We start from the raw sequence: 24,451 nt of genomic DNA, 5'->3' as shown, positions 1-24,451 counted from the left end.
CCTATATCCAAAGTGTAGTTTTTGTACTCTAAACATAGCTGCTACATGTACGAATAGAGAGAAACAGTATGTAGAACCCACGTGGGCTTGCCCCGAGGAGAAGTCAGAGTATAATAATCAAAATTTTCTTTAGTTTGATAAAAAGTACTAAAGCATGGTATAAGTGTATAGGGAGTAAAGGTATCTTTACTTTTTATTTTTGGGGTCAGATCAAGGTGTTGTCCTGATGCCCCGATCATGAAAGGATTGGAATGTAAGATGAAAGATAATTTCTGGCGTGATTTACCACGACCGTTTTTTATATTAGCACCAATGGAAGATGTGACAGACGTTGTTTTTCGTCATGTAGTAAGCGCAGCAGGAAGACCTGATGTGTTTTTTACAGAGTTTACTAACACGGAAAGTTATTGCCATCCAGATGGGCATCAAAGTGTTCGTGGACGTTTAACTTATACAGAAGATGAACAACCAATTGTCGCTCATATTTGGGGGGATAAACCTGAATTATTCCGACAAATGAGTATTGGTATGGCGAAAGAAGGTTTTCGCGGTATCGATATCAATATGGGTTGTCCGGTTCAAAATGTAGCGGGTAATGGGAAGGGAAGTGGACTGATCCGTTTTCCTGAACGTGCGGCTGAGCTTATACAAGCAGCCAAAGCAGGTGGATTGCCTGTAAGTGTGAAGACAAGGCTTGGTTACACTTATGTAGAGGAATGGCGCGACTGGCTTACACACTTATTGAAACAAGACATCGTTAACTTATCTATTCATTTGCGTACAAAAAAGGAAATGAGTAATGTCGATGCGCATTGGGAACTTATTCCGGAGATTAAAAAACTTCGTGATGAAGTAGCACCTAATACACTTCTAACGATCAATGGCGATATTCCTGACCGTCAAACTGGCCTGGAGCTTGTTGAAAAGTATGGTGTGGATGGAGTTATGATTGGGCGTGGTATTTTTACCAACCCATTTGCCTTTGAAAAAGAGAAGAAAGAGCATAGTAGTAAGGAATTGCTAGATCTTTTAAGATTGCATCTTGAACTCTATGACCAGTATTCAAAGGATCTGGAAACACGTCCATTTAAAGCACTTCGTCGATTTTTTAAGATTTATGTTCGTGGTTTTAGAGGTGCAAGTGAATTAAGACAACAATTGATGAGCACAGAGTCGACAGATGAAGTTCGCACATTGCTTGATGATTTTAGTAAAGTAAATGTGATTGAATGAGGAGACAGGTAGGGAAGCTTGATTGCTCTTACTTTCAAATTAACAACAGAAAAGAGAGGAGGACAAAAATGTCCAACCCTCTCTTTTTTATATTACTCTTCCATTTCATAATATCCACGATCTTCCCCGTAATACTTGTTATATCGTTTCTTAAACTTATAGAAAAGGTATGCTCCAATCACTTTTACAATTGCATAGCCTGGAATACCAAGGATGACACCGACAACACCAAATAAATTCCCTGCAATTAATAAAACAAGGATGATGGTGAGTGGGTGAATTTGCATCGTTCTCCCCATGATGTTTGGAGATACGAAATTACCTTCTAGAAATTGGACTGCGATCCATACGATTGCTAGCTTAAGCAACATAAATGGAGAGTTGACGATTGCGATGATCGCTGCTGGAATAATAGCAATAGTTGGTCCAAGATAAGGAACAACACTTGTCACTGCTGCAACAATGGCTAAAGTGAATGCATAATCGAGCCCTATGATCAAGTAACCAATAAACAATAGAATACCAATTACGGATGCGACAATAATCTGACCTTGGATGTAAGAACCAACTTGCGTATCGATATTATTTAAGATTTGTTTCGTATCATCTCTAAACTTTGGTGGAAATAGTTTAATAGTAAAGCGTTGAAACCTTTTCCCGTCCTTTAATAAGAAAAACAAAATAAATGGAAAGGTTACAATCGATACAATTGTATTTGTAATCGTACTAGCAATATTTTGAACCCCTTGAAAACCATTAGAAATATAGGTTCCAATTAATTGTGGTAATTCTCCTAATCGTTCCATGACCCAGTTATAACCATCATCATAATAAGGACCAAGGAAAGAATTCTGGACCCATTTTGTCATCGTATCCCCAAGCTGCTTAAGGTAGTCAGGAAAAGATTGAACTAAATCTTTTATCTGCGCTTCAATAGCTGGAGCAGTTAACAAGATAATTCCAGTTAACGCACCACTAATACCGAGAATAAGAATGATGACTCCCCAAATTCTTTTAATCCGAAATCGTTCGAGCAAGTCTACAATTGGATTTAATAGATAGTAAGCGATGAAAGCTAAAATCACTGGAGGTGCAATGGTAGATAGAATTACCTGCAGTGGATAAAAGATAAAAGAGATCTTCGTATAAATAAATATGGTAATGCCAATTAAGATAAAAAATGCTAATATGTAAAATACATTTTTACCGCCAATTAATTTTAAGAATCTGTTTTGTTCTTCCATCAAAGACAACCCCCTTTAAAGGTAATGTACCATATTTTATTATGTACCCATAGTGTTGGGAAGAAAAACGCTAAATATATAAACCAATGTAATAAGTAGACTGCACGAATAAAAAATCCCCTAGCTCAAGTTGAAAAAAACAACTTCTGGGGATGAGATAAGAATACTAAACAACTTTCTTTGAAACCTGATCCTTAGGATTGATAGTAATTTCTTTTCCTTCTTTAAGCTTTTTACGATACTCTGCTGTTGCAGTGAAGATAACATCAGAAGAAGAATTCAGTGCTGTTTCACAAGAATCTTGTAAAACACTAACAATAAGACCAACTGCTACAACCTGCATCGCAACATCATTTGAAATTCCAAATAAACTAGCTGCTAAAGGAATGAGAAGCAGTGATCCACCAGGGACACCGGATGCACCTGCTGCGGACACTGCAGCTAAAACGCTAAGAATAAGAGCCGTCCAAAAGTCCACTTCAATTCCTAGTGTGTGCACGGCCGCAAGTGTTAACACAGAGACGGTTACAGCTGCACCTGACATATTGATCGTAGCGCCTAATGGAATCGATACGGAGTACGTATCTTTATCTAAGTCTAACTTTTCACATAAGCTAATATTTACCGGTATGTTTGCGGCTGAACTACGTGTGAAAAAGGCGGTAATACCACTTTCTCTTAACGCTCTAAACACAAGTGGATATGGGTTCTTTCTTATAGCAAGAAAAACAATGAGTGGATTCCCCACAAGTGCAATAAAAAACATACAACCTAGTAAAATAGCTAGTAATTTACCGTAATCTAATAAGGATGAAAGTCCATTTGTTACGATTGCATCAAACACAAGTCCCATAATCCCAATTGGAGCTAGATTAATAACCCATTTAACCAATTGCGAGATTGCATTTGAAAAGTTTTCTATCGCATTCTTTGTACTGTCGTTCGCATGTCTTAATGCAATTCCAAGTAATACTGCCCAAGTAAGTATGCCGATATAATTGGCATTTAGAAGCGCATTTACTGGATTATCGACAATATTAAATAGCAATGTTTCTAGTACCTCAAGAATGCCACTAGGTGGTGTTAAGCCCTCTGCTCCAGAGACGAGCGATAAATTGACAGGAAATATAAAACTAGCTAAAACTGCAATTAACCCTGCTGAGAATGTACTAATACCATAAAGAACAAGAATGGACTTCATGTTCGTTTGTTGGCCGCGTTTATGCATGGAAATGGCTGACATAACCAAAAACAACACGAGTATTGGTGCAACTGCCTTTAATGCACCTACAAATAAAGAACCAAAAATACTGATCCACGCCGCTCCATCAGGAATGGTTAAAGCTAGCAATACACCAATAATAATACCGACTACTATTCGCTTTACTAGGCTAATCTGATTCCATTTACGAAATAAGTTTTTCATGATCTTGCCTCCGTTTTTTTTTAAGTAAAATTGCATTATAATTTTACGTAGTAAGGACAACTGTGCGCCTAACGTGTACATGTGTATTCTATCACAAATTATTATAATTACTGATTAAATAGATTATTAAAAAAATTCGGAAAGATTTAATAAAAAATAAGCAATTATAATCTTCTTCCGATAAATAGGGTAAGAGATATTTTTACGTTATAATAGACAAATAGAATTAGGTGGCATACATGACTTATTCTTGCAATTCACCCATAGACATATATGTAATAACAGCTAATCAGATCATACGTAAAGTAGGTGAAGGCATGTACATTTTTATTATTAATAAACGCGCCGGTCGTGGGCGAGCAGCGGATATATTTGATGCGTTAAAAAAGCATCCTCTTTATAAGCAAGAGAAATGTAGGAATTATATAACGGAATATCCAGGCCATGCAGAGAAGTTGGCGGAGCAAATAGCAAGCTTGTATTCGGAACAAATTAGTTGTTTTATTGTGGTTGGAGGGGATGGAACGGTTCATGAAGTGGTGAATGGACTGAAAAACTTTCGGCAGATTCCGATTACCTGCATTCCTGCTGGGTCCGGCAATGATTTTGCTAGAGGATATGGTGTTCATGGAGAACCGATAGAAATATTTAGAAAAGTAGTTAACCAACGAAGCGAAAAAAAATATTGGTCAGGTTTTTATTGGACTGATGGAAAGCAAGAGCGACTTAAGAGGCTATTTGTAAACAGTATCAGTTTTGGTTTTGATGCAGAAGTTACAGAACGGGCGAACTGCTCAAGCTATAAAAGATGGCTCAACAAGTGGCGTATAGGTTCGCTTACTTATGTGATTGCTTTATTGCAAGTGGTGTTTAGATTTAAACCAATGACTGTCGAAATAGAATTAGATGGGGATAAAAAAAGGCTTGAAAATGTATTAATGGTTACGATTATGAATCATCCATTCTATGGTGGAGGGATGAAGATCATACCAGGTGCTCAAATTAGACCTAATCTGTTACCGATCTTAGTCATTCAAGATCTGGCTAGGTGGAAAATCCCGTTATTATTTATAACTGTTTACTTTGGCAAACATGTTAGATTCAAGGAAGTGAAGGTCCTATATGCCACGTCATTTTCAATTGAATCTGGAGAGTCGATGCATGTACAAGCGGATGGACAAACAGGCAAATGTAAATCTTGTCGAGTAAAAAAAGACGCAGAAGCAAGAGTTGTATATGGAACAAAATAATAAAGATGTTTAAGTGCAGATTTATTGGGAATATACTTTATATAGGTATTTCCCCCCCTTTTAAATTAAGATAAACGCTTAAGCACTCCAGTTAAATGGAGTTGCAGAAGTAGCAGGGCAATGAGAATTTGCCCTGCTTTTATTTTTAAGAAGAAAGTGATCCATCCTCTTTAAACCGAATTTCTTTTAATCTCTGACGCTGTTCCTCTGGCCACCATGCGCCGCAATCGTCTGAAACAATACAAGCAGCACACTTATCTAAGTCATAAACAATCATGTCCCTAATTGGTGGTGAATAAAGGTGAAGTGTTAACAAATTTTCAGCACCAGCAGATTTAATTTTATGAACTCCTTTTGTAGGGGCATAAAAAAGCTTCCCTTTATGGTGGAATTCCTCAAATAATTCGGTAGGTAAACTGTTTTCTTTTACTTCATAAACAGAGTTAAGGGTTGTACCTGATAAGACTTGAATCCAACCTTTGGAATGTCCATGATCATGTGGAGCGCACGCAAGTCCGGACCAATTCATCACCAACAATTCTACTTGCTCATTTTGGTAGACAAGCTGCCTAAAATACGGTTTACCATCGGTGGATTTTGGTAAGTTTGCAAAATCATCCTTGGTTAATGCTAGTTGCGTCAGTGCCTCTTTTAGCTCTGCTTTCGATGGTTCGTGTAATGCATCTAATACATCCTGTGCTTCACGACGTAATTCCATCATTATTCGCCTCCTATTAGGATTTTTTTCTCATAAAGTTAAAAAGTAACGGTACGAGTTGGCCGTTCACGATAATTACTCCTATGATAATGATGATTCCTCCTGTTATGCTGATAAGAAAAATTTGCTCATGCAAAATAAGAATAGCTGCAATAAATGTGGCAATCGGTTCCAAGTAGATAAATGTGGATACTTTCGATGCCTCTAACACTTCTAAGGATTTGCCCCAATACCAATAGCCGACCCCTGAGACAAACACGCCAAGGAAAACTAGGTGGGACCATTCTACATAATTAAGTGTCGGTAGTAATTCCCATCCTTTATTTCTAATAATAAATGGTGTGGTTAGCAAAAAGCCTAGTAGACTCATATAAAATGTTACCAGTAGAGCAGGATATGGAATGGCTAATTTTTTTAATAGTACAGAATAAATTGCCCAATTCAGCGTACTCAAAATAATAAGGAAGAATCCTATATTCATAGCAAAATCAATGGATGAACCATTTCTAGTAGCTGTAACGAGTAAAACACCTGTAATTGCTAAGACCATCCCAATTGCTTTTCTAAAACTCATTTTCTCATGCAAAAACAACATAGATAGGATGACCGTGAAGATAGGAGAAAATGAAATCAACCATCCAGCAGATGAGGCATTAATCGTTAACAATGCGGTAGCTTGTAGAAGTTGGTGAACAAATACTCCAAGAATTCCTAATACAATAAGTTGCGGAATATACGTGAAGGAGATCCGCAAACGAACGCGCTTCACAAGTAAAAGTGACAAAAGAAATAGGGAGCCGATGCCAAAACGTAACACAAGCAATGAAAAAGGGTCCAGCTTCTCTAACACTGCTTTCATCGATACAAATGAGACGCCCCAAAAGCTAACGGCCATTGTTGCATATAGAGACGCTGTTATTTTTAATCGTAATGGAGTCATGGACGAGCATTCCTTTCAGCGTAGAGGTTATCAATCTATCTTATGCTTGTCCTTGTGTAAGATGAGTCTTCATCCTCTTTTTGTGAAAAAATACGGATTACTATTGGTGCCTTTTTAAGAGTGGACTTGATAATCCATAGTGTATTTGGAGAATTTACGCAAAAGGGGATGTGCAGTAACCAACTATTCAAACAGAATGTCGGTTGTGATGCCCCAAATCAAGTAGGAGGCGCTAAAAATGGAATCTAATGTCGGTTATGATGCCCGAAATCATGAAGGAGGCGCTAAAAATGGAATCTAATGTCGGTTATGATGCCTCAAATCAAGTAGGAGGTGCTAAAAAGGGAATCTAATGTTAGTTATGATGCCCCAAATCAAGTAGGAGGCGCTAAAAAGGGAATCCAATGTTAGTTATGATGCCCCAAATCAAGTAGGAGGTGCTAAAAAGGGAATCCAATGTCAGTTATGATGCCCCAAATCATACTAGAAGCTCTCAAAAGGGAACCTAAGCTTTAGAATAAACTAGCGTTACGTCACATTTTTCCTCAAGTCTGACAAATGAAAGATATCAATAATTAAAAAAAGATCCTGATCCAAATGGTATAATAATCTAAATATATTTAATCATGCACTTATAAACGGAAGAGAGTGAAAGTATAGAATGAAGTGGATATTTACTATTGGTGTATTAATGGTGTTGACTGCTTGTCAGACAGAGGTTGAAACAATGGTCTTGTTAGATGAAAAGATCGGCAAGGTTGAAGTTTCTGAATCAAATGGAGTTGGGGACGTTAATACCGATATACTGGAAGTTTTTAAAGATGATAAATCTATTCAAACATTTCAAGATGCAATTGAAACAGCAGTTATGAAACAAATAGATGTAGAAGGCGAAGATCCAGATTATGATCTAATGGTTCTCTATGAAGAAGGTTATCCGTCACATCCAATCCACCTATGGTTAGGTGAAGAGGGCGAACCAAGTACGCTAAGTTATGTGGTAGGTGAGGGTGAAACATATCTTACCACGGAAAAGGCGACACAAGCGTTACGAGAGATGTTATTATCTGAATAATAGCCTGAAGGGAGAGAGCATGATGAGCGAGGGTCACGTTGCAATAATTACAGGTGCAAATTCGGGAATGGGAAAAGCAACTTCAATTGAATTGGCAAAGACTGGCGCAACGGTTGTAATGGTTTGTCGAGACCAATCACGAGGAGACGAAGCACGAAAAGAGGTCCAAGCAAAAAGTGGTAGTAATCATGTGCACTTGATGTTATGTGATCTAGGCTCTTTACAAAGTATTCGAGATTTTTGTGCACAATTTAAACAAAGATTCCAACGCTTAGACATGTTAGTAAACAATGCAGGGGTTGTCCTTCCTGGGAGACATGAAACGAAGGATGGTTTTGAATTGCAATTTGGTGTGAATCATTTAGGGCATTTCTTGTTAACGAATTTGTTGCTAGATTTGCTTCGTGCTAGTGCACCTTCAAGAATTGTCAACGTATCATCAGGGGCACATAAGATTGGAAAAATTTATTTTGATGATGTGAACCTCACGAATAATTACCGAGTTTGGCGGGCTTACGGGCAATCGAAGCTTGCAAACATTTTGTTTACATACGAACTAGCCGATCGGTTACACGGAACTGGCGTTACAGTGAACTGTTTGCATCCTGGGGCGGTTGCAACGCATATGGGAGTCAACAGAGAAACCGGTTTTGGTACGCTAATCACACGCTTGTTAAAACCTTTTTTCCAAACTGCTGAGGAAGGCGCACAAACAGCCATTTATCTTGCAACTTCACCAGATGTGCGCGACGTAACTGGCAAGTATTTTTACCGAAAAAAGCCTGTTACATCATCAAAAAAATCGCATGATAAGGATTTAGCCAAAAAGCTCTGGGCATTAAGTGAGGAAATGACAGGTTTAGCTACGGATAAATAATGTCACAACTTGTAAGGATATAAATATACATGTAAAATAACCTCATATGAGGGGGACCGGCTTATGGAATACAACTATCAAACTCCGAGATATCTAATTGTCATTGACCAGATCAAAGCAAAGATAACAGATGGTGAACTAGAACAAGGTGAGCGTTTACCTTCAGAGACTGATTTCGCCAAGCAACTTCGTGTATCAAGAAACACGCTAAGAGAAGCACTTCGAATATTAGAAGAAGAGAATATCATTGTAAGAAAACATGGTGTCGGTACTTTTGTGAATAAAATGCCAGTATTCTCAGGTGGAATTGAAGAACTTTTTAGCATAACGGATATGATCGAAAGAGAAGATAAGATTCCTGGAACAGAAGTATTGTTTACTGGCTTCGTGGAACCACATAGTGATGACATTAAAGAATTAAACTTAAAAGAAGATGAACAAGTATTGTTAGTAAAACGCGTGCGGACTGCAAATGGCTCACCACTTGTTTATTGTATTGATAAGATACCTGCTGACTTACTTGTTAAAGGATATAAATTAAAAGAAGAATCCATGCTGACATCGTTGCAAAAAGATGCGGGGATTACGATTAGTTATGCAAAGGCAGATATTAAAACAATTGGCTACCATGAGGATATTTCAGATATCCTTAAGTGTGGAAAAGATACGCCTCTGTTGATTCTAAAACAAATTCATTTTGATTTAAATGATCGCCCCGTATTATATTCGTTAAACTTCTTTAGATCAGATCAAATTAGCTTTAGTGTGTTAAGAAAACGTGTGAATTAATAATAGAACTTCTGACAAAATGGTGAATGATTTTGTCAGGAGTTTTTTGTTGTATGCCTTTAACCCCTTGTTACTAATGGGATAGCGCATTTGCACAAAATGATGCCCAACAAATGGAAGACAAAAAATGAATAAAAGTAATTGACTTGTAGGACGTCTCACCTTTATAGTGTAATTTGTAGTCATTATGTAAGGGGATACAATACATTATACTTGTAGGACGTCTTACTTCATTGTTGGGATAATCAATGAATGTGAGAAACGCTACATCTATACTTGTAGGACATCCAACCTATATGCAAGGCCAGTAAATTTATTTAGTGATGAAGACATAAAAACATTATAAAAAATGGAGTGAACAAAATGAACTTATTATGGGGTATATTAGGTATTATCGTTGTCTTATCCATTGCATTCCTTTTCTCAACAAAAAAGAAAGCGATTAATTTAAGAACGATTCTTGGTGGATTGGCAATCCAAATATTTTTTGCTTTTATCGTATTAGAGTGGGAAGCTGGACGAAATGCTTTAAAGAAGTTAACCCTTTTAGTCCAAAATGTTATTGATTATGCAAACGAGGGAATTGGCTTCTTATTTGGATCCCTAGCAGATAGTGATGAATTTGGTACGATTTTTGCATTTCATATCCTACCGGTTATTATCTTCTTTTCCGCACTAATTTCTGTTTTGTATTACCTAGGAATTATGCAATGGATCATTAAGATTATTGGCGGAGGACTATCAAAGCTATTAGGAACGAGTAAGTCGGAATCATTATCTGCCGCAGCAAACATTTTTGTTGGGCAAACAGAGGCACCATTAGTAGTACGCCCGTTCTTGTCAAAAATGACCAATTCCGAGTTGTTTGCTGTTATGACAGGAGGCCTTGCTTCTGTCGCGGGTTCTGTATTAATTGGTTACTCATTATTGGGTGTACCGTTAGAGTACTTACTGGCGGCGAGTTTCATGGCAGCACCTGCAGGCCTAGTCATGGCAAAAATCATGATTCCTGAAACAGAGAAATCTGAAACATCCGATGAATTAAAGTTAGAGAAAGATAAAGATACAACGAATGTGATTGATGCTGCAGCAAAAGGTGCTTCAGATGGTTTGAAATTAGCATTAAACGTTGGTGCAATGCTACTTGCGTTCATTGCATTAATTGCGCTAATCAATGGAATATTAGGAGGAATTGGTGGCTTGTTTGGTGCTGAAGACCTAACACTACAAAGTATCCTAGGATATATTTTCTCCCCACTTGCTTTTGCAATAGGGGTACCTTGGTCAGAGGCAGTTACTGCAGGTAGCTTTATCGGTCAGAAACTTGTATTAAACGAATTTGTTGCTTATGCAGCATTTGCACCTGAGATCGCAGCGTTATCTGAAAAAACAGTACTAGTAGTAAGTTTTGCGTTATGTGGATTTGCGAACTTAAGCTCGATGGCAATTCTATTAGGTGGTCTTGGTGGACTTGCGCCAAACCGTCGTGCTGATATTGCAAAACTAGGACTTCGTGCGGTGGCGGCTGGTATGCTTGCGTCATTATTAAGTGCAGCAGTCGCAGGTATGTTCTTCTAATACACGATCAAAAAGGATGATGATATAATGAGAATGGTAGATGTTATAAGTAAAAAAAGAAATGGTGAAGCACTATCGAAAGAAGAAATAGATTTTGTTATAAAAGGATATACGAACGGGGATATTCCTGATTATCAAATGTCTGCCTTGGCAATGGCGATTTATTTTCAAGATATGACGACAGAAGAAAGAGTCCACCTTACCATGGCAATGGTAGAGTCAGGTGATCAAATCGACTTATCCGATATCGAAGGAATTAAAGTCGATAAGCACAGTACAGGCGGAGTTGGTGATACAACAACGCTAATCTTAGCTCCACTTGTTGCGGCTGTTGGTGTACCAGTAGCAAAAATGTCTGGAAGAGGCCTAGGACATACTGGTGGTACCGTCGACAAATTGGAATCAATTGAAGGCTTTAAAGTAGAATTAGATAGTAAAACATTTAATGAGTTAGTCAATAAAAATAAAGTAGCAGTTGTAGGCCAAAGCGGTAATTTAACACCAGCTGACAAAAAGTTATATGGCTTACGTGATGTTACGGCAACGGTCAATTCTATTCCGTTAATCGCAAGTTCGATCATGAGTAAGAAAATTGCTTCTGGTGCAGATGCTATTGTACTAGATGTGAAGACTGGATCTGGTGCATTTATGCAGGAACTAGAAGACTCGAGAGCACTTGCACAAGCTATGGTTGAGATTGGCAATGGTGCTGGACGTAATACAATTGCGGTTATTTCTGACATGGATCAACCACTAGGATTTGCGATTGGGAATGCTTTAGAAGTGAAAGAAGCGATCGATACGTTAAGAGGACAAGGACCTGCAGACCTTCATGAATTATGTCTAACACTTGGCAGTCAAATGGTATATTTAGCAGGGAAAGCAGATACAATCGAAGCTGCAAGAGAGAAGTTAGAGCACGCGATGGAATCTGGGGAAGCGATTGAAAAGTTTAAGACGTTTATTGCTTCTCAAGGTGGAGATGCGTCAGTGATTGATGACCCTAGCAAACTACCAACAGCAAACTACACGTTTGAAGTGGAAGCCAAAGAAGATGGTGTGATCGCTGCGATTGTGGCAGATGAAATTGGAATTGCTGCAAGTATCTTAGGCGCTGGTCGTTCAACAAAGGATGATGTCATCGATTTAGCAGTTGGTTTGGTGCTTAATAAAAAGGTTGGGGAACAGGTAACAAAAGGAGATTCGCTTGTAACGATTCATAGTAATCGTGAAGATGTAGCCGAAGTTATCGAAAAGATCTATCAATCTTATACGATATCAAAAGAAGTTGTCGAGACGAATCAGTTGGTGTATGATATAATTCGAGCATAAGCAAAATTTTGATAGGATCCATGAGAAGTGGATCCTATTTTTAGACAACTAGAGGTAGGACGTCTTACAAATTAGTTCTACGACTATACAACGAGGAGAGAAAAATAATGAAAGAATTAATATTAAGTTTACTTGCGGGGTTAGTAATTGGTATTGCATTTAAGGTATTGAAATTACCACTTCCGGCACCACCAGTACTTGCTGGCGTACTAGGTATTGTTGGGGTATATAGTGGAGGCGTGTTAGTAGATTGGTTAGCAAGAACATTTTTTCAAGCATAAGAGATCGGTAACTTAATAAGAAAGAGGAGGAATTTTTGATGGAATCTAAGTTTAAACGTGTTTTCTTAATCGTTATGGACTCAGTCGGAATTGGAGAATCCCCTGATGCAGAAAAGTATAATGATCGTGGGGCAGATACGCTTGGTCACATAGCTGAACATAAAAATGGACTAAACATGCCAAATATCGCGAAGTTAGGTTTAAGTAACATCCGTGAAATAAAAGGAATTAATAAAGCAGACAAGGCGCTTGCGCATTTTACGAAAATGCAAGAGGCTTCTGCGGGTAAAGATACAATGACAGGACATTGGGAGCTTATGGGACTTCATATTGATACACCGTTTCGGACTTTTCCTGATGGATTCCCTGACGCATTAATCAATGAAATCGAAGCAAAGACAGGGAGAAAGATAATCGGAAATAAGCCTGCTTCAGGTACAGGAATTCTAGATGAACTTGGAGAAGCGCATATCGAGACAGGGGATCTAATCGTATATACTTCAGCCGATTCCGTTTTACAAATTGCAGCACATGAAGAAGTAGTACCTTTAGAAGAGTTGTACGAAATATGTGAGATTGCACGTGAATTAACAAAAGCACCGGAATACATGGTAGGTCGAGTGATTGCTAGACCATTTGTAGGTAAACCAGGAGCATGGGAACGCACGCCAAATCGTCATGACTATGCATTAAAACCATTTGATCGTACAGTCATGAATGAATTGAAGGATGCAAACTATGATGTTTTATCGATTGGCAAAATTGCTGATATTTATGATGGAGAAGGCGTAACAGAAGCAGTCAGAACAGTCTCTAACATGGACGGCATGGATAAGTTACTCGCTTCCATGGATCAAGACTTTACTGGTCTAAGCTTTTTAAATTTAGTAGACTTTGATGCAATCTATGGTCACCGCCGTGATCCACAAGGGTATGGGGATGCTTTAGAGGATTTTGATGCGCGATTACCAGAAGTGTTTGCGAAAATGCGTGAAGATGACTTGCTAATTATAACGGCGGACCACGGAAATGATCCTGTTCATCATGGTACCGATCACACAAGAGAATACGTACCACTTTTAGTACACCATACAGGAATCAAAGCGGGAACGGAATTACCGGTTAGAGAGACTTTTGCGGATGTTGGCGCAACGATTGCCGATAACTTTTCTATAAGAAAACCAGCGTACGGAACAAGTTTCTTAGATCATATAAAAGGTTAGGAGAATGGAAATGCAAATAGAAGCAATCAGAAAAGCGTCTAGCTTTATTTCAGAACAAATTAATCATCAACCAAAGGTAGGACTGATCTTAGGTTCTGGCTTAGGTATGTTAGCAGATGAAATTACGAATCCAGTTAAAATTAAGTATGATACCATTCCAGGTTTTCCAGTTTCCACTGTGGAAGGACATGCAGGTCAACTTGTGATTGGTGAATTACAAGGAATGCCTGTATTAGCAATGCAAGGTCGTTTTCACTACTATGAAGGCTATGACTTAGATAAGGTTACGTTTCCTGTTCGCGTGATGAAAGAATTAGGCATTGCGTCTATTGTCGTTACAAATGCAGCGGGTGCAGTTAACCCGGAACTAGATCCAGGTGATTTAATGCTAATAACCGATCACATTAATAATGCAGGAGCAAACCCCCTAATCGGACCTAACAATAATGAGCTTGGTGTAAGATTTCCTGATATGTCAACTGCATATTCGAAGGACTTGCAAGACCTTGCACGTCGCGTAGCCGGGGACCTATCGATCAGTCTTAAAGAAGGTGTTTATGTTTGGAATAGTGGACCTAGCTACGAAACACCAGCTGAAGTTCGTATGCTTCATCAATTAGGGGCAGATGCGGTTGGTATGTCAACTGTACCAGAAGTAATCGTGGCGCGTCATGCAGGTATGGAAGTCGTTGGAATCTCTTGTATATCCAACATGGCAGCAGGTATTTTGGATCAACCATTAACGCATGATGAAGTAATCGAGACAACGGAGAAAGTAAGAGAAGTGTTTTTAAGCTTTGTAAAACAGCTAGTAAATAACATGAAAAACAACTAATCCTAAGGGCAAAGGGATGTGACTAAAATGTTGAACAAACATTTGATTGAAGAGGCGAAAAAGGCAAGAGAACAAGCTTATGTACCGTACTCTAAATTTAAAGTAGGTGCTGCATTACGTACAACCGATGGTAAAATTTATCATGGGTGTAATATCGAAAATGCAGCGTATTCGATGTGTAATTGTGCAGAGCGTACAGCTTTATTTAAAGCCTATTCCGATGGAGAAAGAACCTTTGATACCCTTGTAGTGGTTGCCGATACAGACAACCCTGTTTCTCCATGTGGTGCTTGTCGCCAAGTTATTTCCGAGCTGTGTGCGCCAGAAATGAAGGTAGTTTTAGCAAACATGAAAGAAGACGAATATGAAACATCGGTAGCGGATTTACTTCCAGGTGCATTCTCGCCGAGTGATTTAACAAAAAACTAAATGTATGAAAGGGGATCAAAAATGAACATAGCAAAGATGATTGATCATACCGTATTAAAAGCAGATACAACAAAAGAGCAGATTGTTACAGTATGCCAAGAAGCAAAGGAAAATGGTTTTTACTCCGTTTGTGTAAATCCTACTTGGGTAGAAGAAGCAGCTTCACTACTTAAAGATTCCGAAGTAGAAGTTTGTACGGTTATTGGGTTTCCATTAGGTGCTTCCACTTCTGCTGTAAAAGCATTGGAAACGAAAGACGCAATTGCAAAAGGTGCAACAGAAGTAGACATGGTGATCAATATTGGTATGTTAAAAGACGGAAATGATGAAGCTGTCCAAAAAGATATAGAAGCAGTAGTTAATGTTGCAAAAGGTAAAGCGTTAGTTAAAGTGATCATTGAAACAAGTCTATTAACAGATGAAGAAAAAGTGAGAGCATGTCAGCTAGCTGTTAAAGCAGGCACAGACTATGTGAAAACATCTACCGGATTCTCCACTGGTGGAGCAACGGTAGAAGATATTAAGTTAATGCGCGAAACAGTTGGACCAGATCTAGGGGTCAAAGCATCAGGCGGTGTAAGAGACCAAAAGGGTGCGCTCGCCATGATTGAAGCAGGTGCTACAAGAATTGGCGCAAGTGCGAGTGTAGCAATTGTAAAAGGTGAAGTTTCTAATAGCGATTATTAAATAAAAGTGTAGCTGGATGAAGGCAATCTATATTATAGGTTGCCTTTTTTTGTACGTTAAGAAAGTATAAATTTTTAGCTAGGAAGTCATTCGACGTAGTGAAAAATTTAAGTAGTACCAAGTATAAGAAAAGCTAACACATTCGCTAAAGGACGAGCGAATGCGAGTTTTTCTAATATGTGAGAAAGTTTAATATTATTTGTTGGGAAGTGTAATCGCATTGGCGTAGTGAATGTTAGAATAGAAGATAGAGAGCGTGAATAACTTGAAACAAATACACAGGTTATTTCGTATTCCTTATTAATTAAAATCTAGATCATAAATCGAGGTTATGTATAATGAATCAACCGATTATCACGCATACAGAGTCAAGTTACCGACAAGCGGAAGAGAAGGCCATAAGGTACTTTGAATCGTTATATAGTCAAGTGATAGAGAAGGGGTATATCCCGACCCTTACACAAGATTTTCATACATGGAAAAAAACCCATATTCGTCACCCGTTACATTTTGCTCCTTTTTCATTCGGGAAGAAAAGAGCAGAAGGACTAGGTTATTATGCATATATCCAATGGTTAAGTAAAACGGGTAAGCTTGATCATTACCTCGATCGAAGTATTTCTTATATCTATATGAGAGATTTAGGGAAAGCGTTAGATGAAATGGATACCCAGGCAAGTATCACGCGAGCTGTTGAAAAGATAAAAGAGCACATACTGTCTGAACCTAGTGATGAGGCGGATAGTTTTAATCAGAGTGGTTTGTATCGTTGGGCACAAAAAGAAGGCGTAGAATCCGCTACCATGTGGGTGCTCCATAAACTGAAACGTGTAAGTGATCATATTCCGGTTGGAATGGATGCTGACCATGCACAACGCAAGTTAATAAAAACGATCGCCGGGGTCATTATGCACGCGGTGGAAGAAATGGATGATAGCATCACAGGAAAAGTACGTTCGAAAAAAGTAGATGAGGCAATTCGATTAGGTTATTCCTATGGACTCACGTATCCTTTTATTGATGATCTTTTGGATGCAAATATTCTTACACCACAAGAAGAAAAAAGGTATTCGAATTTAATCCGGACGTCACTAGTTACAAGAAATGTTCCGAAGTTAGGAGAATGGCAAGGAAAGAATAAGGGTCTCATAGATTTTATTCATGCAGAGCTAAAAGAAGCCTTTGAGTACATTAAGAGACATCAGAATCCGGAGACAATTGATGCGTTTTTTGAGCAATCTTACGTTTTTTTTCACGCGCAGGAAGTAGATCGCGATAAGGATTTGTCCAATCGGAATTACACGAATGAAGAGCTTTTTATACCAATCATTTTAAAATCATCATCTTCTAGGTTGATTGTTCGATCGGTCATTAGTGCGGAAGAAGACCAAGGTTTTGATCGTCGTACTTTCTATTATGGGATCTATAATCAGTTAGCAGATGATTTTACCGATATGTTTGATGATTTAAAAGAAGGAGCAGTAACACCTTACACGTATTATCTTACCTATCACGAGAGTCGACCAGACCTTATCAATCCATTTGAGTTATATTGGACGGTAATTTCTCATTTAATTCATGAAGTCTATCACAATGATCCGAAGACATGTGAAGTAATTTTAGATCGAGCAATTAATGGCCTGAAGCGCTATAAAAATAGAATGGGAAGTAAAACATACAACGAAGTCATGCAATTGTTTTCTTCTGGCCACTCTGCATTTAATCATATGATTCAACAGCTGGTTCGAAAAGCGGATGAAGTTGATTTTTTTGATAAGTTGCTTCGAGACCATATTATTCTATCGTTGAAAGATCAAAAGCAAGAACAGGAAGAATTTTTAGACATTATTGAGAAAGTACGAGAACAAGTAAATACGCATTTACCTATTGCAAAAGGTCCATTGTCTGATGACAATATTGTGGACGGGGCAAATTATAGTTTAATAGGCGATGGGAAAAGATTGCGTCCGATCCTAACGTGGGTGATGGGAGTGAAGGAATTCGGATTATCAGCGTCTGCGATTGTGCCTTTACTGAAATCACTTGAATATATGCATACAGCTTCACTGATCTTTGATGATTTACCATCCCAAGATAATGCTTCTATACGTAGAGGAAATCCAACGCTTCATGAAGTACACAATGTTGCAGTTGCGGAATTGACGGGACTCTTTTTAACGCAAAAGGCAATTGAAGAACAAACATGCTTAGATCAATTTGACTCGAAAGTAGTACTGCAATTGATTCAATATACAGCACAAATGACAGCTGATATGTGTAAGGGCCAGGTGATGGATTTAGAGGCGAAAGGTAAGCGCCTTAGTTTACAGGCCTTGAATCAAATGTGCTTTTATAAAACGGGTATAGGATTTGAAGCGTCCCTAATCATGCCGGCGATTCTTGCTCAAGCTAATGATACTGAAATCAAAGCTTGGAAAACGTTTGCTTATCATGCAGGGATTGCTTTTCAGATAAAGGATGATTTGCTTGATGTAGAAGGAGACCAGCAAACATTAGGAAAACCAATTGGGAATGATGTGGATCATGACAAGTCTACGTATGTATCTGTACTTGGTGTGGAAGGTGCGAAAAAGGAAATGTGGGAACATTACTGTACTGCACTCGAATTGTTATATGAAATCAGTCCTAAAACTCCCTTTTTAAAACACTTTTTGCATTATATCGTGAACCGAGATCATTAATGGCTCAACTTGTAATCTCGTAATCATGTATTGGGTAATAATACCTATTAAGTGTCATGGTTTTGTGGAAAGTAGTATAAGTTAAGTCTGTTTTTGCTATGTATATTTAACTGTTTATCCATTTAACAAGATTCCTCTAGTTCTATTGTCGTTTTATTCCGAAATATCGTATATCTTGTCCTTATCTATATGGTAAAATATAGGTAAAATAGTGGGGTTGGGGAAGAGATATGGATGAGAATTTAATTCAAGATGCGAAGCAAGGCTGTCCACAGGCTATTGAACAAGTTGTATTAAAGTATAGTCCAATTGTTGAACGTTATGCTTTCTCAATTAAATTTCCTCACGATGATATACCAGATCTAATCCAAGAGGTTTTTATAAAGGTTTATCGTTTTATTGATCAAGTGGAGGTACCGACCTTTCACTTTTGGTTATATAAGATCACGTTAAATACAGCTAGGGACTTAGCGAGAAAGCATGCGTGTTGGCAAAGTAAATTTTCGTTACTAAAAGCAGAAAAGCTCTATGATGGGTTTACTTGTAATGTAGAAGAGAACCTAGTGAAGAAGATGGAATATGAACATGTAATTTCTAAGATGCAGGAATTAGATGATAAATATCAAGTTCCGATGATGCTACATTTTCAACAATTCTTAAGCTATAAAGAGATTTCTGACGTAATGGGTATGAACACCTCAACAATTAAAGTTAGAATCCTGAGAGGTAAAAGGAAGGTTGCGCAAAAGGTAAATCTATAACATTAGATTATGTAGCGTATATAACCGATGCAAAAACATTATAGATAAAGCGTTGATCCTTAAAGGATTGGCGCTTTTTTTATTGAAAGTGTAATGGTGTTGATGTTAGTGAAATCATTAGCCGTGGGGAAGATGCAAAATACTTTGTAATTACTGATCCAACAGGTAACCATATTGAGGCTGCGTGGTCGAAGTGGGATTAAGAGTGTGCAGTCATAAAAAAAGAAAAGAGTTCCGTACAATTGTACGGAACTCTTCATTAGTCTTTTATAATTATAAAGAAATTGATTTTGCTGGTAATTGCTCGATATTTTCGATCTTCTTTTCTTCCGGTTGTTGTTGTTTTTCCTTTTTACTAAACAGTCGATACACAGCAGGGATTAACAACAACGTAATAAATGTTGCGAAAAGTAATCCCGAAATAATTGCTGTTGCCATTGGTGCTTGATAGTTACCTGCGGATCCTGAAGCTAATGCTAAAGGTAACATACCACCAACAGTAGTTAACGTTGTCATGAAGATTGGTCTGATTCGATCAGAACCAGCTTGAACCAATGCTGCAGGGACAGTGAGTCCTTTGCTGCGTAATTGATTGGTACGGTCAATTAATAAAATTGCATTATTTAACACGATCCCAATTAACATGATAATACCCATCCCAGACATCATGCTCAATTCTTGTTGCGTTAAGAATAATCCGATGATCACACCAACGATTGTCATTGGGATAACCGACATGACTACGATTGGGTGAACCAAGTGATTAAACTGTACAGCCATAACAAGGTAAACAAGGAATATAGCTAGACCTAAAACGATTAACATTTCCTGCATTAACTCTTGTTGCTGTTCAATGTCACCAGCTGCAGCTACAGTATATCCTTGTGGTGTTTCCGATTCAAAATCATTGATTAATTGTTGTACCTCACGATTGATGGTACCAAGGTCTTTTCCTTCAATATCAGCTGACACAGAGATATAACGCTCCCCATCAACATGCGTAATGGAATTAGGTGTTTCAACTGTTGTTAGCTCGATAAATGTAGATAGTGGTTCTAGCCCTTGAGCAGTCGGAACTTCAATATCTAATAGGTCTTCTTTTGTCACCGTTTGTTGATCCCATCGAATAGAAAGCGGTACATTTTCATCATCTACAGTCATTTCTCCTACAGGCGTGTTTAGAAAGGCCTGTTCTACATATTGTTTGATTTGCAACTCTGACAATCCTGCCTCATCTATTTCTGCTTGATTTAATTCTATAATTTGCTCAGCAGAAGTTCTTTCCATAGAATTGGTAATCCCAACGATTCCATCAATGCTAGAAAGTTTTCCTGTGAAACTGTCTGTTACATTTTGTAATTCGGTAAAGTCTTCACCTTTAATATTAATCTGAACAGGTGATCCTCCGCCGCCATTCATAGCGCTATGCACACCATCTACAGGATATTCATCTTGTAAGTCACGTAAAGTACGAAATACTTCTTCATTGACGTCATCTTGGTCTCTCGTTACATCGTCCCCTTTTGTCATATTGATTACGGCGTATAAAACGTCACCATTATCCATCACATAATTAGATGTTACATCCTGAATGGAACTCAGCTCTTCATTTATTCTCAATGCTAAATCTTCTTTATCATTTGCTGTTAAACCAGTTTCCACATCGATCAAAATTTCGTTATATCGATTCAATACATCTGGCATAATCGTCATCGGAATTTTCGTTACAAAAAACATAGATCCAACAAAAATTAATACAAACGATCCAACAACTGCTAGACTGTATCGCTTCTTTCTTACGACCCATGAAACAATTCGGTTATATCCTTTCACAAGCTTCCCTTGCTTCTGGGCCTTTTTCTTTTTGTTGTTAACTCTCAAGAACTTATCTGAAAGTGCTGGAATCAAAGAGAATGATATGATAACCGAGCTAATTAATGTCGCAGCTACAATGACAGACAAGATGATCATAAACTGACCGACCTCTCCGCCAATCATTCCAATTGGTAAAAACACTACAATGGTTGTTAGCATCGAAGCAATAACGGCTGTTGCAACCTCTTTTGTTCCTTGGGTTACTGCCTGTAGATTATTTAATCCTTGTTCTTTTTTGCGATAGATAGATTCGAGAATAACGATGGATGAGTCTACCATCATTCCAATACCTAAGCCAAGACCTATTAAGGAAAGCATATTAAAGCTATAATCGAATAGCCACATTGCGGTGAATGTCAGTAATACCGATGTTGGTATGGATAAACCAACAATAATCGTAGCTCGAACATTTCTAAGGAAGAGTAGTAAGATAACAACGGCTATAACAGCTCCGATTAAAATATTACTCGTTACACCGTTAATCGCATCCTCCACGTAATCTGCCTGTGCAACCATTTCATTTAACTCGAAATTACTCACTAAACCATCATCACGAATGTTTTCAATCTCCGCACGAACGGCGGTTGCCAACTCAATTTGTGTTACATCAGAAGTTCTTCCAATTTGGACAAACACTAAATCCTTACTACCATCTTTCCAAACAAATGAAGATGCTTCTAATGGCTTTAATGATACATTTGCGATTTCATCTAATGTGATATGCCCAGTTGCAGTAGGAATCTTAATCGATTCTACATCATCTACACTTGTTAATTTTGTGTTCCACCGAACGGATGCAGTGTCTTTATTCTCTTGTACTTCTCCAAGCGTTGCTTCACTATTTGCTTGTTGGATTACGGACATTACTTGCATCACATCTAAACCGCGTTCACTTATTTCATCACGGTCAAATTCTACTGCCATTTCGTGTTCTAATAAACCACCTAACATTACATCTCTCACTTCAGGTAGTTCTTCTAAACGTGGCTCTAAGATATCTTTTGCAAAGGCAGTCATCTCTTCCATTTCACCACCAGAAACGTCCATAAAGAATTCATAACTGCTATCCATGCTAACTTGATCTGTTTGTACATCCTTAATACCTGTCATATTTGAAGTTGAGGCAAGCACAAGCGACTCTATATCTTTAAATATTGCATCTCCTTGGCCACTTGCTAATGTTATATTCATCGAGCTGACACCGATGTTAGATACAGATTGTACCCCTTCGACACCATCGATACCTAAAATTTGTTTTTCTAAGGGATTCGTAATATTACGTTCCACTTCAATAGCTGACATTTCTCCTGCATCGATGTTTACATAGGCACCATCAAATGTAATAGATGGCATAAGTTCCTTATCTAACTTCATTATCGCGAAGCTTCCTACAAAAAACACAAGAACGACCATTAACCCGACTAAAATCTTTCTTTGCACGATAAACTTAATTAAATTCATACTGAACCTCACCTTTCGTTTTTCTAATTTGTTTTATACTCAATCACGGTCGTGAGTATTTTTTCACTAATTTCTTTATCCATGGATAATCATAATCTTGATGGGATTTTTCCAAAATGATCCAGAGATGTATTTTATCTAAGCCTCTGGTCGTAGTTTTTGGTTGATTACGTTGAGAGAACAACGCGAAAGTGAGAAAAAGTGCAGAGTGCGCGTCACAAAGCGGGGGAAGCGACGCAAAAGTCAGAGAAAGTGAAAAGTGCGCGTCGCAAAGCGGGGGAAGTCGTGTTAAAAAACGGCAATGGAATCAAGCAACCCTTCAAAACAAAAAAAGCTCTCGAATAAACTCGAGAGCCTTAACACTAGCATTTATTTAGTTAATCAAAGCCTGTAATGGAGCTGGAATACGCCCGCCACGCTTAATAAACTTTTCGGAACCATACGGATTGACACCAATTACTGGTGCGCGGCCAAGTAAGCCACCAAATTCAACCGTTTCTCCTTCGCTTTTTCCTACAACAGGTATAACGCGGACTGCGGTGGTTTTTTTGTTGATCATACCAATCGCAGCTTCATCCGCTATAATAGCTGATAAAGTTTCAGGACTAACGTTGCCATCAAGTGCAATCATGTCCAAGCCAACGGAACAAACACACGTCATCGCTTCAAGCTTAGATAAGGTTAGCGCGCCATCTTCAATCCCTTTAATCATTCCGTTATCTTCACTAACTGGAATAAATGCACCGCTAAGCCCGCCAACATAGGAACTCGCCATGGCGCCACCTTTTTTGACGGCATCATTCATTAAGGCAAGTGCAGCGATCGTACCATGTGTACCGACACGCTCTAACCCTATTTCTTCTAAAATTTCAGCAACACTATCATTCATTGCATTGGTTGGTGCTAAGGATAAATCCATTATTCCAAATGGTACATTAAGTCTTTCTGCTACTACGCGACCAAGTAACTCACCAGCTCGTGTGATCTTAAAAGCCGTTTTTTTAATAATATCGGAGACCTGACCTAAATCGGCATCTGGGAATCGTTTTAAAGCATTAAGAACTACACCTGGTCCACTTACCCCAACGCTAATGACAGCTTCGCCTTCTCCAGAACCGTGGAAAGCTCCTGCCATAAATGGATTATCTTCGACTGGGTTACAAAAGACAACGAGCTTTGCACAGCCAATGCCGTTATTGTCTTTTGTTTTCACTGCTGTTTCTTTTATGATCTTTCCCATTTGACGAACGGCATCCATGTTAATGCCTGTTTTGGTTGTGCCGACTGAAATAGATGAGCAGACACGATTTGTCACGCTTAAAGCTTCTGGTAGAGCATCGAGTAGTACCTGATCCCCTTTTGCAATGCCTTTATGTACAAGGGCTGAGTAGCCACCAAGAAAATCAACACCTAAATCCTCAGCAGCTTTATCTAATGTTTTCGCTAAGGTGATCGCTTGTTCCACATTAGCATTTCCTAGAATTTCCGCAACAGGAGAAACAGCAATACGTTTGTTGATGATCGGTACACCATATTCTTTTTCAACTTGTTCTACGACAGGTCTTAACTGGCCTGCATAAGAGGTGATTTTGTCATAGACTCTCTGATTCATTTTTTCGAAATCGGAGTCTGCACAATCGCGTAAACTTATTCCCATGGTGATCGTTCGTATATCAAGGCTTTCCATCTGAACCATTCGAATCGTTTCTTGAATCTCAGTAAATGCAATAGACAC

At 38.4% G+C, this 24,451-nt stretch carries 20 protein-coding genes; 14 read left to right on the top strand and 6 right to left on the bottom strand.

Annotated elements, in window-relative coordinates; translation table 11 throughout:
* Nucleotides 1-258: 258 nt before the first annotated feature.
* The gene (locus NYQ66_RS01695) at nt 259-1,233 is read left to right on the top strand and encodes a tRNA dihydrouridine synthase (RefSeq protein WP_259866165.1); all 975 of its coding nucleotides are present in this window, start codon (nt 259-261) and stop codon (nt 1,231-1,233) included.
* A gap of 92 nt (nt 1,234-1,325) precedes the next feature.
* Here the strand turns inward: NYQ66_RS01695 and NYQ66_RS01690 are convergent, their stop codons facing one another.
* On the bottom strand, nt 1,326-2,477 hold the full coding sequence (locus NYQ66_RS01690; protein ID WP_259866163.1) for an AI-2E family transporter: 1,152 nt from the start codon (nt 2,475-2,477) through the stop codon (nt 1,326-1,328).
* A gap of 166 nt (nt 2,478-2,643) precedes the next feature.
* Nucleotides 2,644-3,903 carry a serine/threonine transporter SstT gene (gene sstT, locus NYQ66_RS01685; RefSeq protein WP_259866161.1) on the bottom strand — a complete coding sequence of 420 codons (1,260 nt, stop codon included), beginning with the start codon at nt 3,901-3,903 and terminating at the stop codon, nt 2,644-2,646.
* A 239-nt stretch (nt 3,904-4,142) separates the two neighbouring features.
* On the opposite strand from sstT, the gene NYQ66_RS01680 reads away from it, so the two are divergent.
* Nucleotides 4,143-5,153 carry a diacylglycerol/lipid kinase family protein gene (locus NYQ66_RS01680; RefSeq protein ID WP_259866160.1) on the top strand — a complete coding sequence of 337 codons (1,011 nt, stop codon included), beginning with the start codon at nt 4,143-4,145 and terminating at the stop codon, nt 5,151-5,153.
* A gap of 145 nt (nt 5,154-5,298) precedes the next feature.
* On the opposite strand, the gene NYQ66_RS01675 is transcribed toward NYQ66_RS01680, so the two are convergent.
* Nucleotides 5,299-5,874, bottom strand: a complete 576-nt coding sequence (locus tag NYQ66_RS01675; protein WP_311201998.1) for a cysteine dioxygenase — start codon at nt 5,872-5,874, stop codon at nt 5,299-5,301.
* Nucleotides 5,875-5,887: 13 nt separating this feature from the next.
* Nucleotides 5,888-6,811, bottom strand: a complete 924-nt coding sequence (locus NYQ66_RS01670) for a DMT family transporter (protein WP_259866156.1) — start codon at nt 6,809-6,811, stop codon at nt 5,888-5,890.
* Nucleotides 6,812-7,472: 661 nt separating this feature from the next.
* Between NYQ66_RS01670 and NYQ66_RS01665 the strand changes: the two genes are divergently transcribed.
* From NYQ66_RS01665 to NYQ66_RS01610, 12 genes are all read left to right on the top strand, one after another.
* Nucleotides 7,473-7,886 carry a hypothetical protein gene (locus tag NYQ66_RS01665; protein ID WP_259866154.1) on the top strand — a complete coding sequence of 138 codons (414 nt, stop codon included), beginning with the start codon at nt 7,473-7,475 and terminating at the stop codon, nt 7,884-7,886.
* A gap of 22 nt (nt 7,887-7,908) precedes the next feature.
* Nucleotides 7,909-8,763, top strand: a complete 855-nt coding sequence (locus NYQ66_RS01660; protein WP_259866153.1) for an SDR family oxidoreductase — start codon at nt 7,909-7,911, stop codon at nt 8,761-8,763.
* Between the two features lie 63 nt (nt 8,764-8,826).
* Nucleotides 8,827-9,552: a GntR family transcriptional regulator gene (locus NYQ66_RS01655; RefSeq protein WP_259866151.1), complete on the top strand. Its 726-nt coding sequence runs from the start codon at nt 8,827-8,829 to the stop codon at nt 9,550-9,552.
* Between the two features lie 363 nt (nt 9,553-9,915).
* Nucleotides 9,916-11,130 carry a NupC/NupG family nucleoside CNT transporter gene (locus NYQ66_RS01650; protein WP_259866149.1) on the top strand — a complete coding sequence of 405 codons (1,215 nt, stop codon included), beginning with the start codon at nt 9,916-9,918 and terminating at the stop codon, nt 11,128-11,130.
* Nucleotides 11,131-11,157: 27 nt separating this feature from the next.
* Nucleotides 11,158-12,462, top strand: coding sequence for a pyrimidine-nucleoside phosphorylase (locus NYQ66_RS01645; protein WP_259866147.1), 1,305 nt, complete (start codon nt 11,158-11,160; stop codon nt 12,460-12,462).
* A 107-nt stretch (nt 12,463-12,569) separates the two neighbouring features.
* Entirely contained in the window at nt 12,570-12,743 is a 174-nt protein-coding gene (locus tag NYQ66_RS01640) for a XapX domain-containing protein (protein WP_259866145.1), read from the top strand.
* Between the two features lie 38 nt (nt 12,744-12,781).
* Nucleotides 12,782-13,966 carry a phosphopentomutase gene (deoB, locus tag NYQ66_RS01635; RefSeq protein ID WP_259866143.1) on the top strand — a complete coding sequence of 395 codons (1,185 nt, stop codon included), beginning with the start codon at nt 12,782-12,784 and terminating at the stop codon, nt 13,964-13,966.
* A 10-nt stretch (nt 13,967-13,976) separates the two neighbouring features.
* Nucleotides 13,977-14,801, top strand: coding sequence for a purine-nucleoside phosphorylase (locus tag NYQ66_RS01630; RefSeq protein WP_259866141.1), 825 nt, complete (start codon nt 13,977-13,979; stop codon nt 14,799-14,801).
* 27 nt (nt 14,802-14,828) lie between these two features.
* Complete coding sequence (locus NYQ66_RS01625; protein WP_259866139.1) at nt 14,829-15,230, top strand: cytidine deaminase; 402 nt, start codon at nt 14,829-14,831, stop codon at nt 15,228-15,230.
* Between the two features lie 21 nt (nt 15,231-15,251).
* Nucleotides 15,252-15,917, top strand: coding sequence for a deoxyribose-phosphate aldolase (gene deoC, locus NYQ66_RS01620; RefSeq protein WP_259866137.1), 666 nt, complete (start codon nt 15,252-15,254; stop codon nt 15,915-15,917).
* A gap of 338 nt (nt 15,918-16,255) precedes the next feature.
* On the top strand, nt 16,256-18,619 hold the full coding sequence (locus tag NYQ66_RS01615; RefSeq protein ID WP_259866134.1) for a polyprenyl synthetase family protein: 2,364 nt from the start codon (nt 16,256-16,258) through the stop codon (nt 18,617-18,619).
* Nucleotides 18,620-18,849: 230 nt separating this feature from the next.
* Nucleotides 18,850-19,380 carry an RNA polymerase sigma factor gene (locus tag NYQ66_RS01610; protein ID WP_259866132.1) on the top strand — a complete coding sequence of 177 codons (531 nt, stop codon included), beginning with the start codon at nt 18,850-18,852 and terminating at the stop codon, nt 19,378-19,380.
* A gap of 273 nt (nt 19,381-19,653) precedes the next feature.
* On the opposite strand, the gene NYQ66_RS01605 is transcribed toward NYQ66_RS01610, so the two are convergent.
* Both NYQ66_RS01605 and NYQ66_RS01600 read right to left on the bottom strand, forming a co-directional pair.
* Complete coding sequence (locus NYQ66_RS01605; RefSeq protein ID WP_259866131.1) at nt 19,654-22,716, bottom strand: efflux RND transporter permease subunit; 3,063 nt, start codon at nt 22,714-22,716, stop codon at nt 19,654-19,656.
* 373 nt (nt 22,717-23,089) lie between these two features.
* Nucleotides 23,090-24,451, bottom strand: coding sequence for a PFL family protein (locus NYQ66_RS01600; RefSeq protein WP_259866128.1), 1,362 nt, complete (start codon nt 24,449-24,451; stop codon nt 23,090-23,092).

The sequence above is a fragment of the Aquibacillus koreensis genome (assembly GCF_025154055.1).
GTDB lineage: Bacteria > Bacillota > Bacilli > Bacillales > Amphibacillaceae > Aquibacillus_C > Aquibacillus_C koreensis.
Note: the sequence above shows the minus strand (reverse complement) of the source record. Positions and strands in the feature narration are given on the sequence as shown.

What these genes read in the sequence shown, in the direction of transcription:
- NYQ66_RS01675 (WP_311201998.1), bottom strand. Translation starts at nt 5,874, where the DNA reads ATGATGGAATTACGTCGTGAAGCACAGGATGTATTAGATGCATTACAC.
- NYQ66_RS01680 (WP_259866160.1), top strand. Translation starts at nt 4,143, where the DNA reads ATGACTTATTCTTGCAATTCACCCATAGACATATATGTAATAACAGCT.
- NYQ66_RS01650 (WP_259866149.1), top strand. Translation starts at nt 9,916, where the DNA reads ATGAACTTATTATGGGGTATATTAGGTATTATCGTTGTCTTATCCATT.
- NYQ66_RS01655 (WP_259866151.1), top strand. Translation starts at nt 8,827, where the DNA reads ATGGAATACAACTATCAAACTCCGAGATATCTAATTGTCATTGACCAG.
- NYQ66_RS01645 (WP_259866147.1), top strand. Translation starts at nt 11,158, where the DNA reads ATGAGAATGGTAGATGTTATAAGTAAAAAAAGAAATGGTGAAGCACTA.
- NYQ66_RS01630 (WP_259866141.1), top strand. Translation starts at nt 13,977, where the DNA reads ATGCAAATAGAAGCAATCAGAAAAGCGTCTAGCTTTATTTCAGAACAA.
- NYQ66_RS01610 (WP_259866132.1), top strand. Translation starts at nt 18,850, where the DNA reads ATGGATGAGAATTTAATTCAAGATGCGAAGCAAGGCTGTCCACAGGCT.
- NYQ66_RS01605 (WP_259866131.1), bottom strand. Translation starts at nt 22,716, where the DNA reads ATGAATTTAATTAAGTTTATCGTGCAAAGAAAGATTTTAGTCGGGTTA.
- deoC (WP_259866137.1), top strand. Translation starts at nt 15,252, where the DNA reads ATGAACATAGCAAAGATGATTGATCATACCGTATTAAAAGCAGATACA.
- deoB (WP_259866143.1), top strand. Translation starts at nt 12,782, where the DNA reads ATGGAATCTAAGTTTAAACGTGTTTTCTTAATCGTTATGGACTCAGTC.
- NYQ66_RS01660 (WP_259866153.1), top strand. Translation starts at nt 7,909, where the DNA reads ATGAGCGAGGGTCACGTTGCAATAATTACAGGTGCAAATTCGGGAATG.
- NYQ66_RS01625 (WP_259866139.1), top strand. Translation starts at nt 14,829, where the DNA reads ATGTTGAACAAACATTTGATTGAAGAGGCGAAAAAGGCAAGAGAACAA.
- NYQ66_RS01690 (WP_259866163.1), bottom strand. Translation starts at nt 2,477, where the DNA reads ATGGAAGAACAAAACAGATTCTTAAAATTAATTGGCGGTAAAAATGTA.
- NYQ66_RS01615 (WP_259866134.1), top strand. Translation starts at nt 16,256, where the DNA reads ATGAATCAACCGATTATCACGCATACAGAGTCAAGTTACCGACAAGCG.
- sstT (WP_259866161.1), bottom strand. Translation starts at nt 3,903, where the DNA reads ATGAAAAACTTATTTCGTAAATGGAATCAGATTAGCCTAGTAAAGCGA.
- NYQ66_RS01665 (WP_259866154.1), top strand. Translation starts at nt 7,473, where the DNA reads ATGAAGTGGATATTTACTATTGGTGTATTAATGGTGTTGACTGCTTGT.
- NYQ66_RS01695 (WP_259866165.1), top strand. Translation starts at nt 259, where the DNA reads ATGAAAGATAATTTCTGGCGTGATTTACCACGACCGTTTTTTATATTA.
- NYQ66_RS01670 (WP_259866156.1), bottom strand. Translation starts at nt 6,811, where the DNA reads ATGACTCCATTACGATTAAAAATAACAGCGTCTCTATATGCAACAATG.
- NYQ66_RS01640 (WP_259866145.1), top strand. Translation starts at nt 12,570, where the DNA reads ATGAAAGAATTAATATTAAGTTTACTTGCGGGGTTAGTAATTGGTATT.